General features: G+C 73.2%; 10 protein-coding genes. 8 read left to right on the top strand and 2 right to left on the bottom strand.

Annotation, left to right across the window (positions count from 1 at the left end; translation table 11 throughout):
* Window positions 1-19: 19 nt before the first annotated feature.
* Window positions 20-1,165 (bottom strand): DUF3443 family protein, encoded by a 1,146-nt coding sequence (locus IE096_RS28035; RefSeq protein WP_189456396.1) that lies wholly within the window; start codon window positions 1,163-1,165, stop codon window positions 20-22.
* A gap of 187 nt (window positions 1,166-1,352) precedes the next feature.
* On the opposite strand from IE096_RS28035, the gene IE096_RS28030 reads away from it, so the two are divergent.
* Window positions 1,353-2,681: a cytochrome P450 gene (locus IE096_RS28030; RefSeq protein WP_189456394.1), complete on the top strand. Its 1,329-nt coding sequence runs from the start codon at window positions 1,353-1,355 to the stop codon at window positions 2,679-2,681.
* A gap of 18 nt (window positions 2,682-2,699) precedes the next feature.
* Here the strand turns inward: IE096_RS28030 and IE096_RS28025 are convergent, their stop codons facing one another.
* Complete coding sequence (locus IE096_RS28025) at window positions 2,700-3,734, bottom strand: zinc-binding dehydrogenase (protein ID WP_189456392.1); 1,035 nt, start codon at window positions 3,732-3,734, stop codon at window positions 2,700-2,702.
* 703 nt (window positions 3,735-4,437) lie between these two features.
* Here IE096_RS28025 and IE096_RS28020 point away from each other — a divergent pair.
* The 7 genes from IE096_RS28020 (at window position 4,438) to IE096_RS27990 (ending at window position 12,441) form a co-directional block, all read left to right on the top strand.
* Window positions 4,438-5,670: an NHL repeat-containing protein gene (locus tag IE096_RS28020; protein WP_189456389.1), complete on the top strand. Its 1,233-nt coding sequence runs from the start codon at window positions 4,438-4,440 to the stop codon at window positions 5,668-5,670.
* Between the two features lie 51 nt (window positions 5,671-5,721).
* Window positions 5,722-7,281, top strand: a complete 1,560-nt coding sequence (locus IE096_RS28015) for an NHL repeat-containing protein (protein WP_189456387.1) — start codon at window positions 5,722-5,724, stop codon at window positions 7,279-7,281.
* Between the two features lie 91 nt (window positions 7,282-7,372).
* Window positions 7,373-7,780, top strand: coding sequence for a hypothetical protein (locus IE096_RS28010; protein ID WP_373298218.1), 408 nt, complete (start codon window positions 7,373-7,375; stop codon window positions 7,778-7,780).
* Window positions 7,777-7,935 (top strand): DUF6760 family protein, encoded by a 159-nt coding sequence (locus tag IE096_RS28005; protein ID WP_164737679.1) that lies wholly within the window; start codon window positions 7,777-7,779, stop codon window positions 7,933-7,935. Before IE096_RS28010 ends, IE096_RS28005 begins: the two co-directional genes overlap by 4 nt.
* A gap of 1,520 nt (window positions 7,936-9,455) precedes the next feature.
* Window positions 9,456-9,887 (top strand): phage tail protein, encoded by a 432-nt coding sequence (locus IE096_RS28000; protein WP_189456384.1) that lies wholly within the window; start codon window positions 9,456-9,458, stop codon window positions 9,885-9,887.
* A 35-nt stretch (window positions 9,888-9,922) separates the two neighbouring features.
* Window positions 9,923-10,645: a CIS tube protein gene (locus IE096_RS27995; protein ID WP_189456382.1), complete on the top strand. Its 723-nt coding sequence runs from the start codon at window positions 9,923-9,925 to the stop codon at window positions 10,643-10,645.
* Window positions 10,642-12,441, top strand: coding sequence for a VgrG-related protein (locus IE096_RS27990; RefSeq protein ID WP_189456380.1), 1,800 nt, complete (start codon window positions 10,642-10,644; stop codon window positions 12,439-12,441). Before IE096_RS27995 ends, IE096_RS27990 begins: the two co-directional genes overlap by 4 nt.
* Window positions 12,442-12,458 lie beyond the last annotated feature (17 nt).

Below are 12,458 nucleotides of genomic sequence, written 5' to 3'. Positions count from 1 at the left end.
TCCTGCCGGTCCTGTCAGGTCAGCGGGGTGCCAGTCCGGTGCGGCCGCCGCGCAGGTCGTAGAGGACGTCGACCTTGGTGAAGGCGGGCAGCCCGGCGATGATCACCGCCTGGTCCTGTCTGCCGTAGCTGAGCAGGGGGGTGCTCAGGGCGTTCAGCGGCTGGCTGAGGGCCTCCCTGGTGGGCATCCGGTAGGTCCAGTTCCAGTCGGCCGACCCGACGGTGAGAGCGACCTGTCGGCCGTAGGTGTCCACGACGCCGCCCGGGAGCAGGGTGCCGAGGGCGGGCCCGGCCGGGCGGGGTGCCTCCAGGGCGAGGGTGGGGGTGCCGGTGTCGAAGACGACGGGTGCGCACTCGTGGTCCAGGACGCCGGTCACGGTCAGGCACGCCTCCATGGGGGCGGGGTCCCAGGAGGTCAGTGCCGTCGGGGTGGCGCCGGGCCGGGGTCGCCCGGTGACCGTCCGTTTCAGGTCGGCGGTCCTGAACCGCGCCACGGTCCCGGGCGGCGGGTTGAGCCGGAGCTGGGGGTGTTCCTCGTCGAAGTGGACGATGAAGGATCCGTCGCCGGTGAGGCCGGACATGGGGTTGGCGCAGCAGCCCTTGACGCCCTGGTCGCGTTCGGCCATGCCGATGCCGAGGATGCCGTCGAAGACGCCGCCGAACTCCTCCGGTGTGCCGCCGTGCGCCGCCGCGCAGTCGGGGGCCTGGTCGACGCATCCGAGGGAGTCGACGAGCAGGATGGTCTGGTCGCCGGCGGTGGCGGTGCCGAGCCGGAGGGTGGCCCGGGCCTCCCTGCCGCTGATCTTCAGCCCGCTGAGGAAGCTGCTGCTTCCGGTGGTGCCGGTGGGGGTCGCGTCGTCACCGACGGCGGAGGCGAGCACTTTCAGCCCGGTGGATCCCGTGTCCACCAGCAGGTTCGCCAGCCGTGAGCCGATGCGGACGGTGGCCTGCAGCCGGGGCACGCTCAGTCTGCCGCCGGCACTGCCCGCCGGCAGGTAGGTCAGGGGCACGTTCGACGCCCGGGAGGTGCCGCCGCTCGCCGTCGGCGCGCCCGGTTCGGGGCCACCGCCGCAGGCTGTCAGCAGCAGTGCGACGAGCGTCGCCGCCGCGGCGGTGGCCAGGTGCCGGAGCCGGCGGCGCGAGGGGTGGGGCGGGGAGAGCGGCACGGCGGCTCCGGCTTCTGGCTGGGGCGGGTGCTCCTGCCGCAAGGATCACCGGTGTCCTGGCCCGGCGCCCCGCGACGGCATCCATTCAGGTACGGGGGCCCCGCTTCGTGGCCGGTCGTGGTCTTGCGGATTGCGCGCGGCGCCCCGTGAATCGGTCTGTCGGAGGGAAGGAGAGGAAGCAGTGGTCATGCGCATCCCTGGTCCCGAGCCCCGGGCGGACGGCGGCGTGGGCGCCGTGGCAGCGGCGGGCGGACTGCACGTCTATCAGTTGCGGCTGCACGCCGAGTACGGGCCCGTCGTACGGTTCCAGCTTCCCGGCGCGGAGACGGCCGTGTCGGTCGCCGACCCCGTGCTGCTGGAGGCGACGGCTCACATCGACAAGCGCCCCGAGCGGCTGTTCGAGTTTCTCGCGCCGCTGTGCGAGGCGGGGAACCTTCAGGTGCTGCCGGCCGACGAGCACACGCCGTGGCGGCGTCTGCTGTTGTCGGTGCTGGCCGGGCGGCCTTCCCACGAGCGGCACTTCGCACGGTTCACCGCGCTGACGACGGAGGTCGCCGACCGCTGGGCCAAGCGGGCGGGCCATGGGCCCGTCGAGTTGCAGAAGGACCTCACCGAGCTGTCGCTGCGGATGATCTGCGCGTACGCGCTGGGCGGCGACGTCGAGGATCCCGACCGCGTCGTCACCGCCTTCGAGGAGGTGCTCACCGAATACCTGGGGCGGCTCTACCGGACGCCGGCCGCGGAGCGCGAGGAGAGCAGGAAAAGCGCGGAGGGCGCGGAGGAGGCTCTCGCTTATCTGCGCGCGGTGGTCGACCGGGTGGTCGTGGCGCGGCGCGCGGGCGGCCGGGTGGACCGGAGCGATCTGGTCGGGGCGCTCGTCGACGCCGGTGAGCGGCCCGCGCGGATTCGCGACACCGTCATGATGACGATGCTGGCGGCCCATCACACGACCGGGGTGGCCGTGTCGTGGACCCTGCATCTGCTGGGCCGGCACCCGGAGGTGGCCGAACGCGTCACCGAGGAGCTCGACCGCGTCCTGGGTGACCGCGCGGCACCCGGGTACGCCGACCTGCGGCGGCTCACGTACCTGGAGATGGTCCTCAAGGAGGCGATGCGGCTGTACCCTCCGGGCCCGTACGGCGCGCGGGAGACGACCGAGGCCCTCGCTCTGGGCGAGTACGAGATCCCGGCCGGGGCGACGGTCTTCTATCCGTTCTGGGCGGTCCACATGAACGCCGACTACTGGCCGGAGCCCGAGAAGTTCGTGCCCGAGCGGTTCACGCCGGAGGAGGTGGCCAAGCGGCCGCGGCTGGCCTACATCCCCTTCGGGCTCGGGCCGCGCGGTTGCGAGGGCGCGGGGCTGGCCATGGTGGAGGCCGAGCTGGTGCTGGCGGTGCTGCTCAAGCGGTTCCGGTTCCGGCCCGTGCCGGGGCACGAGGTGAGGCCGATCGAACGGTTCGTGCTCTGGGCGGCCGACGACATCCGCATGTTCGTGAGCCCCCGGGTTCCGGGGTAGGCGGCGGCGCGGGGCGGTTCAGGGCGCGATGAGTACCTTCAGGGCCTCGCGGTCCGCCATGGCGCGGTAGCCGTCCGGGACGCCGTCCAGGCCCACGGTGCGGTCGAAGACCCTGCCGGGCTCGATCGTGCCGTCGAGGACGTCGGGGAGCAGTTCCTCGATGTAGGCGCGGGCGGGCGCGACACCGCCGGTGAGGGTGACGTTGCGGCTGAACATCTCGTACCCGGCCGGTCCCTCCTCGTACTGCGGCACACCGACCCTGCTGACCACTCCGCCGTCGCGCACCACCGCGAGTGCCGTGGTGAGCGCGGGCTTGGTGCCGACGCACTCCAGCACCGCGTGGGTGCCCTCACCGCCGGTCAACTCCCTTACGCGCGCGACGCCTTCGTCGCCGCGTTCGGGGATCACGTCGGTGGCCCCGAAATCGCGTCCGAGGGCGGTGCGGGCCTCGTGGCGGCCCATCAGCAGGATCCGTTCGGCGCCGAGCCGCCTCGCCGCCAGCACCGCCGACAGGCCGACGGCGCCGTCGCCGATGACCGTCACCGTCGTCCGGGCGTCGACCCCGGCCGTGACGGCGCAGTGGTGGCCGGTGCAGAAGACGTCGGAGAGGGTGAGCAGCGAGGGCAGCAGGGCGGAGTCCTCACCGACGGGCAGTTTCACCAGGGTGCCCTGGGCCCAGGGGCTGCGTACGGCTTCGCCCTGGCCGCCGTCCACGCCGTTCTGGCCCCAGTACCCGCCGCGCGGGCAGGAGGTGTGGAGGCCCTCGGCACAGAACCGACAGGTGTTGTCGGCGTAGGCGAAGGGCGCGACCACGAGGTCGCCGGCCTTCGGTGCGGTGACCTCCGGGCCGGTCTCCTCCACGACGCCGAGGAATTCGTGGCCGATGCGCTCGCCCTCCTCCGTGGCCGGTCTGGAGCCGTAGGGCCACAGATCGCTGCCGCAGACGCACGAGCGGACGACGCGCACCACGGCGTCCGTGGGGTCCTGGATACGGGGGTCGGGTACGTTCTCGACCCGGATGTCACCGGCGCCGTAGATCAGTGTCGCTCGCATGGGACTTCCCGATGGTGTCGTCTCGGCGGGGGTCTCTCTCCAGCGTGCGCCTCCCTCCGGGGGCTGTCGCGTCGGCGCAGAAGTACTGTCGTGTCGTCCTTCGGGCACGAGGGCGGTCGGGAAACCCGGCCGCCCCACCCACCCCACAATCAACCGCAAAGTCCGGACCAATCATGGGATGTTCTTTTTCCGCCATCGAATGATTCCCGTTCGGGCAGAAAAACGGTTCTCGGCTGAATTCCGGCCATACTGTCCTGTCGCGGTGACGGAGTGCGCGCTCTCTTGACAGCCATGAGTGCGCCGGGAGCCGCCGGGCCCGCGGTGCGGAACACGGGGCACCGGATCCCCCCGCTCCGCAGGTCCGGCGCCGCAGCGGGCCAGGTGGCCCCACCCCTTGTCCGGAAGCCGTGGGCCTGGGCTCCGGGTGGCCGGTTCGCCCGGGTGTCGACGCCAGTGCTGACGGCATAGTCTCGACGAGCCGAACGCCGCCCCCGCGCGAGCCACCGGATCCTGCCGCTCTCACCGTCATGCGCTGTCGCGTTCCACCGTCATGCGCTGTCGCGCGGGCCCGACGTGTTCAGGCGACCGTCACACGGACCGGAGGGGGAACACCACAGTGTCGGAGCCCGGAACGATCCAGGAATACTCCATCGGGAACTACACACCCCACTCGCTGGCCCAGGGGAACCTCAGGTACCTCTGGGTGACCACCTCGAGCAAGGCCATCATCCAGGTCAATCCCAATGCCGGGAACAGTCAGCGGGTGGTGAACCATTCGATGATTCCCCAGCTCAGTGCCGGGATCATCAAGGACCCCGACGGTCTCCAGCGGGTCTGGTTCGCCGCTCCGGCACCGCCGGCGCAGGAAGACCCCATCGTGATCATGGAGACGACGGGGATGTACGCCGTCCAGTTCTTCCCGCTGGAGGCCGACGCCAAGGCGGAGAGCATCAAGCTCCGGGCCACCAACGTGGGGCAGGACGGCACCCCGGTCTACGAGTACAGCCTCATCTTCGCCGAGCCCCAGCACAGTTACGTCGGCATCCTCACCCCCAGCCACGGCACCATCGACCGGATGCCGGTCAGCCAGAGCACCTGGCTGTGGGACGTGGCCGTCACCACCGACTCCACCGGGAAGCTCCACAGCTACTGGGCCACGGGCCAGAGCCGGACCACCAACCCGGTCAGGAGCGAGAACGGCCTCTACCACCGTCCCACGCGTTCGACGGTATGGGAGCGGGTCGAGGTGCTCCGGACCGGCCAGAGGCCCTTCTACGTCATCGCGGACACGACCGCTGTATGGCTGACCGCCACCAACCCCAACCAGGTCATCCGCTACGACATCGGCGGCGGCACCATCCGCACGGCAGACCTGGGCACGGCCGTCCCCCAGCAGCTGGCGCTCGGCCCGACGGGTGAGCTGTGGGTCGCCTCCAGCGAAGGGCTGCACGAGTTCGACGCGCGGCTGAACACGGGCGGTTCCCTGGTGCGACTGCCCAACGGCGGTGGCGCCAAGGGAATCTGCGTCGCCGCCGACGGCAAGCTCTGGTACACCAACCCCACCAAGAAGACCGTGGGCAGCTACACCGTGCCCCCGCCCCCGTACGGGGCGCCCTCGCGCCTGGGCCGCACCCAGATCGTGGCCCAGGGCGAGTCGGAGGTCCACATGAAGGACCACGTCGCCCAGCCGCTCATCGCCGAGTACGTCGCGAACGGGCGCCCCGTGCCGGGCATCCCCCTCACCTGCCGGATCGACGCCGAAGGGGCGGCCTTCGAGGACGGCACCCACGAGCGTGTGATCATCACCGACCAGCGGGGCCGGGTCGCCCTGCCGGCCGTGGTCGCGGGCGACGTCCAGGAGGACGCGGTCATCAGCGTCGGCCTCGGCGACACCGAGCCGCACGCCGCCACGACCCTGACGATCACCTCGGACTAGCGGCGCGCCGCGCCACCCGGACCGTTCCCGTCCGCCGGAAGGAGAATCCGCATGCCATCCGCAGCGCCGCCGCCCGTCACCGACTCCGACACGTTCCCCATCGACGCCTCCGTCGTCGACGTGGCCTGGCACAACGACGACCAGAACGTATGGTTCGTCACCGCCCAGGGCGACGTGGGCTACTTCGAGCCCCGCAGTCCCTGGGGCAACACCGTCTTCAGTCCGGGCCCGGGAATCACCGGAACCGCCAACTCCCTCGTCACCTGGACGGGCCACGGAGCGTGGACGTTCGTCACCGACGACAAGGCCTCGGCCTTCGTCAAGTGCACGACCGACGGCCAGTACCAGGTGTACGCGCTCAACGGCGCGACGGACTGCCGCGCCCTGGCCCTGGGCCTGAACAAGGACGGGCGCCCCCGCCTCGTCGCCCCGCTGATCAGCTGGGGCCAGCTGGCCTTCGTCGACTCCGGCGGCGGCGTCTCGTACTCGATGATGTACCCCGACGGCCTGTACGGCGTCTCGATCGCGGCTCAGCAGCGGGGCCGCTACTGGCTGACCTCCCCCAAGGGCAAGGCGCTGCTCGCCTACGAAGCCAGCACCGGCGCCTTCGGCTCCCCCATCCTCCTGGGCGTCGAGCCCCGGGACGTCGCGGCCGCCCCGGCCGGCGACGTCGTGTGGGTGGCCACCAAGGACAAGGTCGTCTTCAAGTACACCGTCGCCGAGGGTACGCTCACGCGCGTCGAGACGCCGTTCGCGGCCAACCACATGCTGGCGACGGCGGACGGCACGCTCTGGTTCGTGAGCACCGCCGGCGACGCGGTCGGCTACGTACTGCCGGACAAGACCCGGGCCTCCACGATCCCCACGGGCCAGGGCTCACGGCCCTCGGGGCTCACCATGTCCGGCGACAGCCGGCTGTGGATCGCGCTGTCCGGACGGAGGGCCCTGCAGCGCGTGTCCCGGCACCGGCTCGCGGCGGTCTCGGGCGACGACCAGAGGACGACCGTCGGGCAGCACTTCCCCAAGCCGTTCGAGGTCAAGGCGATGCTCCTGGACGGCACCCCGGTGGGCGGGCAGAAGATCGAGTTCTCCGTCGAGGAGGGCGCCGGCGTCTTCGAGAACGGCGAGCACACCGAGATCAGGCACACCGGCTCCCAGAGCGAGCAACTCGGCTTCGCCATCAGCTCCCTGCTCACCCCGCTCCAGGAAGGCCCCTGCCCCGTCACCGCCCGCTGGACGGAGTCGGACGCCGTCGCCTCCTTCACCCGGCTGACCGTCAACCCCAAGCCGGGCAGGGCGGACCGGGTCCGCTACGTCTCCGGCGCGGGACAGACCGTGCCCCCGGGGAAGTCCTTCGACAACCCGATGAAGGTGATCGTGGAGGACGCCCAGGGCAACACGGTCGAGGGCGTCCAGGTCGCGTTCCGGATCCTCGGGGAGAACATGGCGTCCTTCCCCGGCGGAACGGACGTCGTCCACGTGCCCAGCGGGGCCGACGGCTCCGCCGACTCACCCGTGCTGACGGCCGGGGACAAGCAGGGCGACTTCTCGGTGGAGGTGTCGGTGGACGACACCTGGGTGAGTCTGCTCCTCCGGCAGAACATCACCTGACCGCCGCCGCACGCCCACCGCTCGACCGCACGTCCCCGGTCCCCGCGTCGGCGGGGGCCGGGGGCGGCGCGGCTCGGACGCCCGAGGGAGGATACCGCCCCGCATGCCCGAGAACGGATCGCCGCTGCGCACGGAGTTCGACTTCGAGCTCCCCCACGGCTATGTGGACGGCTCAGGTGCCGTCCACCGCCGGGGTTCCATGCGGCTCGCCACCGCCCGTGACGAACTGTCACCCCTGATCGACCAGCGCGTCCGGGAGAATCCCGCCTACCTCGGAGTCGTCCTCCTGAGCCTGGTCGTCACCCGGCTGGGGACCGTCACCGACATCCACGCGGGCGTGGTGGAACAGCTCTTCGCCCAGGACCTCGCCTACCTCCAGGACTTCTACCGGCGGATCAACGGCCTGGACACCGGCCACGGCGCCGTCGCCTGCCCCTCCTGCGGCACGAGCTTCGCGCTGCCCGCGTCGGCGCCCGGCGGCCGCCTGGGGGAAACATGACGCACCCGCCGCGCCGGCTCCGCGAGGAGACCGCCTACATCGCCTACCACTTCCACTGGGCGTACGGGGACATCCTCACCCTCCCCCACGAGGAGCGGCGCGCCTGGGTGCGTGAGATCGCCAGGATCAACAGCACGGCGGGGGAGGGCCGGTGAGCGTCATACGCGCGGGGGCTTGGCGCGAGGTCGCGCCCGTCGGCCTGCTGCGCCTGCCGGTGCCGTCCGCCGACGGGCCCCTGGCCTTCCGCCGGGGCCTCGCGGCGTGGCGCCCGGCGCCGGTCGTCACGGCGGGCGGCCGGCTCCTACCGCGTGGCGTGCCGCTGGCGCTGGGCGCGGGGATCCTCCGAGGTGTGCCCCTCGCACCGCTGCCTCAGTTCGCTGATGGCCCCGGCGGCTCCGGGGCTGTGGGGGTGCCGCCGGGGGCTGTGGCGGGGGCGCCTGTGGTTGTGCCGGGGCCACCCGTGGCTGTGGCGGGGGCACCTGTGGCTGTGGCGGAGCCTGGGGCTGTGGTAGAGGCACCCGTGGCCGTGGCGGGGACACCTGTGGCTATGGCGGCGCCTGGGGCTGTGCCAGTGTCCGCGCCCGTGTGTCTGCCCGTGGCGGGGGTGGTGGTGCCCGGGGTTGTGCCCGTGCCCCCGCCTGTGGCGAAGGTGGTGGTGTCCGGTGAGCCCCCTGCCGTGGAGGGGCCGGGTGGGGTGACCGAACCCTTACGGCCCCGGCACCGGCCCGGCCCCCGGCCTCGGCCCCGGTCTGAGGAAAGTGCCTCCGGGAGCACGCCCGCTCCGGGCACCCGGCTCGGCGACGTCGAACGCCCACGGGAGGCCGGTGCGGTGGGCGAAGGCTCCATGAGCGGGTACGTGCGCGTCGGCGAAGAGGCCGGCCCCGTCCCTCGTCCCGGCCCCGGCGAGGAGCGACGGAAGCAGGTCGCGACGCCGCCGCGGAGCCCGGCAGCGGGATACGGCCCCCGGTCCGGCATGCGCGGGGCGGCCGACGCCCCCGTGCGGCCCCCGGGCCTCGCCGAGACGTCGCCGCCCGGGACGGCGCCGTACGGCCGGACCGAGGCCCGCGATCCCAGCGCTCCCATGAGTCCGGCGCCGCCGGGGACCGAGTCCCCGAACGGGCGTGAACGCCCCGCCCACGGTGTCGCCTCGCCGTCCCCCAGCGCGGGCCTCCCCCCGAAACCGCCGGACAGCAAGGAACCCGCTGTCCAACGAACCGTCATCCGCCCAGGGCCACCCGGGATCACCCCCGCCCCACCTGGCCAAGGCGCGCCGCCGCCAACCGCCGCCCGTTTCCACGTCGGGCACCCGATCAGCCGTGTGCCCGACACGGCCATGCCCTTCGCGTGCCCCCCGCCCACACCGTCGGCACCGGCAGCACCGCCCGGCGAAGCCGTCGAAGGGACGCGCGCCCCGGCGCCCCGGCCGCCCGCCGCGCCCCCCGCCCCTCCCCCGCCGGACGCCTCCGCCGTGGCGCGGGAAGTCGCCCTGCGGCACGCCGCTCTGCTGGCCGATGCCGTGCTCCCCGCGCTGGAGCAGGGGCGGCGGACACGTCGGGTCCGGCCCCGGCCGCAGTGGCCGCCGCGGGCCGAGCCGCCGCCGGACGGTGGGGCGTGGGGAAGCACCGTCCCCCGATGAACGACCGCCGCCCGACGACCGACCCCGGAGTGTCCGTCCATGGCCGACCAGCCGTTCGCCGTCAGTTCCCACTTCCAGTTGTCCATCGGCATCCACGCCCTCGGTTCGTTCACGGCGTGCGAGGGGCTGGGCTGTGCCATGGAGGTGGAGGAGCGGGTGGAGGGCGGGACGAACGGGCACGTGTGGCAACTGCCGACGCGGCTGCGCTACACCAACGTCGTGCTCAGCAGGCCGCTGACGCGGGAGACCGTGCTCGTGTGGGCGTGGATGCAGCAGCAGATGATCGAGCCCACGCGGCTTCCCGGGCAGCTCGTGGCGCTCGGCCCGGACCGGAGACCGCTCGTGCGGTGGCTGCTCGACGGGGTGCTGCCGGTGCGCTGGAGCGGCCCGGGGTTCGACGTCGAGCAGTCGCAAGCGGCCCGCGAGACCTTGGAGATCGCCCACAACGGGTTCCTCGGCATCACCGTCTGACGATAGGCCAGCCAACCCCGGTCGGAGAGGAACGCATGCTGTCCGAGCTGCTCGGCGGCGCACCCGTGCGCGCCGCCCTCGTGATCTACGATCCCCCGACGGGTGCGGGGACCTCCCCGGGGCCCGAGCGCGGCCGGGTCAAGTTGCAGTTCAACCCGGAGCGGGTGCGGGTCGGCAAGCAGGCCGTCTGGGACCGCAGCCGGGCGCCGTCCAACGGGGAGGCGGCGCGGGCGCAGTTCGTGGGGGCGCAGCCGCGGACGATGACGCTGGACGTGTTCCTGGACGCCTCCGGTCCGGGGCCGAGCGTGCAGGACCAGGTGGAGAAGCTGCTCGACTGCTGTGCTCCGACCGCGCGGAGCACGGCGTCGAAGCCGGCTTCCGCGCCGTGGGTGCGGCTGGCGTGGGGTCACGCGCGGACGACGGCGTTTCTCGCCCTGGTGACGCGGGTGGACGCGGAGTACACGCGGTTCGGGCACGACGGGACGCCGCTGCGCGCCCAGTGCGCCGTCTCCCTGGAGGAGGTCGGGGGGACGGTGCCCCGGCAGAATCCGACGTCGGGCGGTGACGGGCCGGTGGGCACGCATCTGGTGGTCGCCGGGGACAGTCTGGCGGGCCTGGCCTGGCAGGCGTACGGGGATCCCGGGCGGTGGCGGGAGATCGCCCGGGCGAACGACGTGGACGATCCGGCCCGGGTGCCGGTGGGCACGATGCTGGTGCTGCCGGTGCTGGAGGAGCGTGTCGCGGGGGGTGCCGGGTGACGGAGCGGCTGTACGCGGCGGAGCCGGTCGTGGCCTTTCGCTCGCCCCTGCGGGAGGAGTGGGCCGACCAGTTGGTCGAGGCGCGGGTGGAGACGATGGTGGGGCTCCCCGCCGGGGCGACGCTGCGGTTCCGGGATCCCGCGCACCGGTTGCTGGCCTCGGCGGGGATCGCGGTGGGGGTGCCGGTGACCGTGTCCGTGGCCGTGGCGCGGCGCCGGACCCGGTTGGGGATCTTCGACGGTGAGGTCACGGCGCTGGAGACCGAGGTGGACTCGGACGGGACGTTCACGACCGTGCGGGCCATGGACCGGGGGCAGCGGCTGGCGCGGGGGCGGCGGGTGGCCGCGTACGTGGACACCACGGTGGCCGAGGTCGTCGGGCAGGCCGTGGCCCGGCACGGGCTGAGGGCGGGCCGCGTCGACGCGGAGCGCACCCGGATCCCGTACCTGGCCCAGCCCAACCTGACGGACTGGGAGTTGCTCCGTCATCTCGCCGACCAGCGGGGGCTGCGGCTGTCGGTCGAGGGGGACACCGTCCACATGAGCCGGCCGGCGGCGGCGGGCGGCGCGCCCGCGCCGGGTACGGGGGCGGATCGCAGTCCGTTCGTCCTGGAGCTCGGGGAGAACCTGCTGGCGTTGCGTGCCTCGGTGTCGTCCGAGGGGCAGGTGGCCGGGGTGGAGGTGCGCGGGTGGGATCCGGCCGGCAAGGCCGCGGTGGTGGCGCGGGCCGGGGCCGGGGACAGCTCGCGGCTGCGGCTGGGGGTCACGCCCGCGCGGCTGGGCTCGGCTTTCCCGGGCGCGGCGCCGGATCTGCTCGTCGCCGGCCGGGGTTACGCCACGGCCGGGCAGGTGGACGTGGCGGCGCAGGCGCTGGCGCAGGAGGCGGCGGCCTCCATGGCGGCGCTGTCCGCCGAGGTGGCGGGCACGCCCGAGCTCGCGGCGGGGGTGCCGGTGACGCTGGCCGGGGTGGGTGAGCCGTTCGCCGGCAAGTACACGCTCACCTCCTGCCGCCACACCTTCGACGGTGACCACGGCTACCGGACGGAGGTGGGGGTCGGCCCGTTGCCGCCGCCCGTCGTGCCGTATCCGCCGGCGCTGTGCTCGTTGGGGGTGGCGGTGGGGATCGTCACGGACATCAAGGAACCGGGGCAGGGCGAGCGCGGTGCCGTACGGCTGCGTCTGCCGTGGCTGTCGCAGGACTATGTGACGGACTGGGCGCGTACCGTTCAGTGGGGCGGGGCCGGTGGTGGCGGGGTCTTCCCCGTGGAGGCCGGGGACGAGGTGCTCGTCTGCTTCGAGCACGGGCGTCTCGACCGGCCGTACGTCCTCGGTGGCCTGTACAACGGCGTCGACTCCCCCACCGACCACGGTCTGCCCCTGGTGGACTCGGGCACCGGGCGCGCCAACCGGCGTTCCCTGGCGTCCCGTTCGGGCGATCTCATGGAGCTCCTCAGCGCCGCCGACGGCCCCCAGGGCGTACGACTGCGGACGGGTGACGGGAAGCTCACCACCCATCTCGACCGCAAGGACAGCACCATCGTTCTGACGGCGGGCGAGGGCGGCAGAACGCTGCGGGTCTCGCTGGACGCGCGCGGCGAGGGCACGGTCACCGTCGACGCGGGCACGGACGGCAGCCTGGTCCTCAAGGCGGGGACCGTCACCGTCACGGCCGACGACGGCAAGGGCGGCGGCGGGCTCACGCTCAAGGGGGCCACCGTGAACGTCACCAGCACCGGGCAGCTCTCGCTGGACGGCCGGCGGACCGGCGTCACCGGCGACACCGTCGACATCAACTGACCCCGTACACCTCGCGG

Source organism: Streptomyces abikoensis (assembly GCF_014648775.1).
Taxonomy (GTDB): Bacteria; Actinomycetota; Actinomycetes; order Streptomycetales; family Streptomycetaceae; genus Streptomyces; species Streptomyces abikoensis.
This window is presented reverse-complemented; position numbering and strand designations above follow the sequence as displayed.